This is a genomic window from Bacillota bacterium, from assembly GCA_009711825.1.
Lineage (GTDB): Bacteria > Bacillota > Proteinivoracia > UBA4975 > VEMY01 > VEMY01.
Map to the genome: position 1 here is coordinate 1 of VEMY01000006.1, position 2,673 is coordinate 2,673.

2 pseudogenes are annotated in these 2,673 nt (G+C 42.9%); both read right to left on the minus strand.

The features are described from left to right. Window positions 1-129 precede the first annotated feature (129 nt). Window positions 130-420: pseudogene (locus FH749_03000) on the minus strand (M23 family peptidase). Window positions 421-1,352: 932 nt separating this feature from the next. After that, window positions 1,353-2,395: pseudogene (locus tag FH749_03005) on the minus strand (IS30 family transposase). Window positions 2,396-2,673: the final 278 nt, after the last annotated feature.

Consider the following 2,673-nt stretch of genomic DNA (forward strand, 5'->3'; position numbering starts at 1 on the left):
ATATGGTGAAGGTAGTTGTCCAGGGAGAATTGCTCTAATTCTCCCTTCCCTTCTGGTCAGCTTGTCCGGCAAATTGCGGACAATTAATAACGTCTACTGAAGGGCATTATGGGTTAGCAGTTACACTGTGCCGCCGTTGACCACCGTCCATTGTCCGCTGAACGGCAGGGAATATCGCACAGCAGGCTGATAGTTATCTTTAGCCGGCAGTTTAAAACCATGTGAAATATAGATATACGGAATACCGAACAATTGAAGCAAAGACTGTACAATCAAAGGAAGAGTGGCGAGGATTTGCACAAAAGCAAACAACCAAAACAGCCAGAAAAACTTCCATATTACCATATCTGAAAAGAATATCGGCAAGCCCAATAACCCAATAAATTTTAGTTTACCCGATAGAGCTGCAATACGACCCATGAAAATCCTCCCCTCAATTGCATTATTCTCAAAGCTTGTTTACAATATTAGCATTATCAAAGTCATAATGCTTTCTTCTACACTTCCATATCTTAACAGGTTTATGCTCCCGTACCAGACAATCTTCACTTCCGCTCTGGGCTTTGGGGAGCTGCAGTCAAGACTTCCGTTTTCCTATCTCATCTTACACCTATGTATCTCCTGCAAACAGGCAAGCACACTTGGACTTATAAATAAGTCCAAAAATACGGGTTTTGCTTCATGGAACACCTGAGTTTTGATGCATTTAATGAAGGCAACACACTAATTGCGAAGATAAAGAACTATCATCGAAGATTCGGGTTTTTATCCGAAAGCAGTTATTGCAGACAAAATCTATCGGAACCGGGAGTTCAGCTAGAAATTCAGTCGTTTGGTCATGCCATACCTTTCTTTCTTTGGACCATTGCCCCACAGGCATCAACATTTTCACCTTGTCTTGCTTAATCTTCTCTTCATCTGGCAAATAGTTTGTGACTGGTAGCAGCTCATGCTTCATCATGAAATCTGTAGTTACCTCCGAATCAATGTAACTTTCACTATTTTTCTCCCTATGGTTGTTTATCTCCTTCCCGAAGTTAGCATACAAAAATGGTGCCTATTACTGGTCCAAGCAGAATTGATATGCTTCTCATAGATGCAACAGTAAAATTATTTTGCGTCAGTTGATCATTATCAACTAGTTGGGGTAGCATTCCCCTAGTTGCTTGGTCAAACAAACCATTCAGTAGAGAAATCGCTGCCTGGGCTATCAGCAAAAAGATATCCTCATGTACCCCCAATATGCGATAAATCCCAATGTTCTTACTTATTAAATATATGGTCTTAAGAAAACTATTCAATACTTAAATTGCAATAGCGAATGCACCACCTCCCACCGTGCGGGGGAAAAGTCAAGCAGTCGCAAGTCTTTCGGCATGGAACGCTTGTAATGGCGTAAGATACCCAAGAATCTTCCGAGGAAGGTTGTTACACCAATTCTGTATACGGGCAACGGACTCGGGTGTAAGATCCGCAAATGAAGTCCCTTTGGGAAGGAACCTTCGTATTAAACTGTTGTGCTTTTCATTGGCACCCTTTTCCCAGGAGCTGTACGGATGGCAAAAGTACGCTTTACTACCGAAGCTACTGAGTAGGTCTGACAGACCGTTAAACTCACTGCCATTATCAGCTGTCATCGTCTGGAATATATGGGTGAAAGCATCCCCGAACTCACTCTGCAGAGCCCTTAGAGCTTCGTTTACACATTCCACGGTGTGCTCTTCCAGAGGCCGTATAAGAAAGACCCGGCTCTTTCGCTCAAGTAGTGTCAGAAGTGATTGTCCCTCGGATTTCTTGCCGATCACAGTGCGATCTCCCAGTGGCTAAAAGTTTCTCTTGTGGCCACCTCTGGAGGCCTGCTTTCTATCGATTCGCCAAGGTTACGCTTGTTTTTTCGGCTGCGTTTCCTCCGAATCTTACGACCGACTTTTAACAATAGATCAATGTTTCTGGTATTCATGAAGCCTTTATCTATGTAGCTATAGAGGGTCTTTGTGCAGATACAAGGTAAGCCAGTCGTCTGCGGGTTTATCTTGTACTCTCCTACAATAGCATCGGGAGACCACTGTTCATCGTGCATCATCCTTTGAGCGTGATCTAGAAAAGCACTGACACTAGCCAGTTTGAATCTGACACCACAGTGTGAGCGGTTTTCACGATATACCCTTTGACCTGCATCAGGAAAGTACTCATAACGTTCTGTAAGATTACTGTTTCTCTGCAGCACACGGCCACGTCTTAGTTCTCTGGAGACGGTTGTGTGATTACAGCCGACTTTCTCACCGATCTGTCTTGTAGAGAGCCCAGAGTCATGGTAGGCAGCAATCATTCCTCTTTGATCCAATGTCAAGTGTTTGAATTCCCGTGGGATTGTGGTATGCTGTGAGTGTGCCATAGTCCAAAACCTCCGTATTTTGATTGTTGGTCGTACATCAATCATACATGGTATTGGGCTGTGGCGCATTATTATTTTAAGATGTTACCACTGGTGCATCTCATTTTACAATTTGGCAAACTATTCAATAGAATTTTTCTTAATTCTAATTGATTCCACTGCAGAAAGTCCCTTTTCCCTTATAATTTCTTCCATTAACGGCAGGATTTTGCACCCCGGAAATTGAAGTAATACCTAGGAATATCGAGCTATTCCTACATAATCGGTGCATAAGGGGT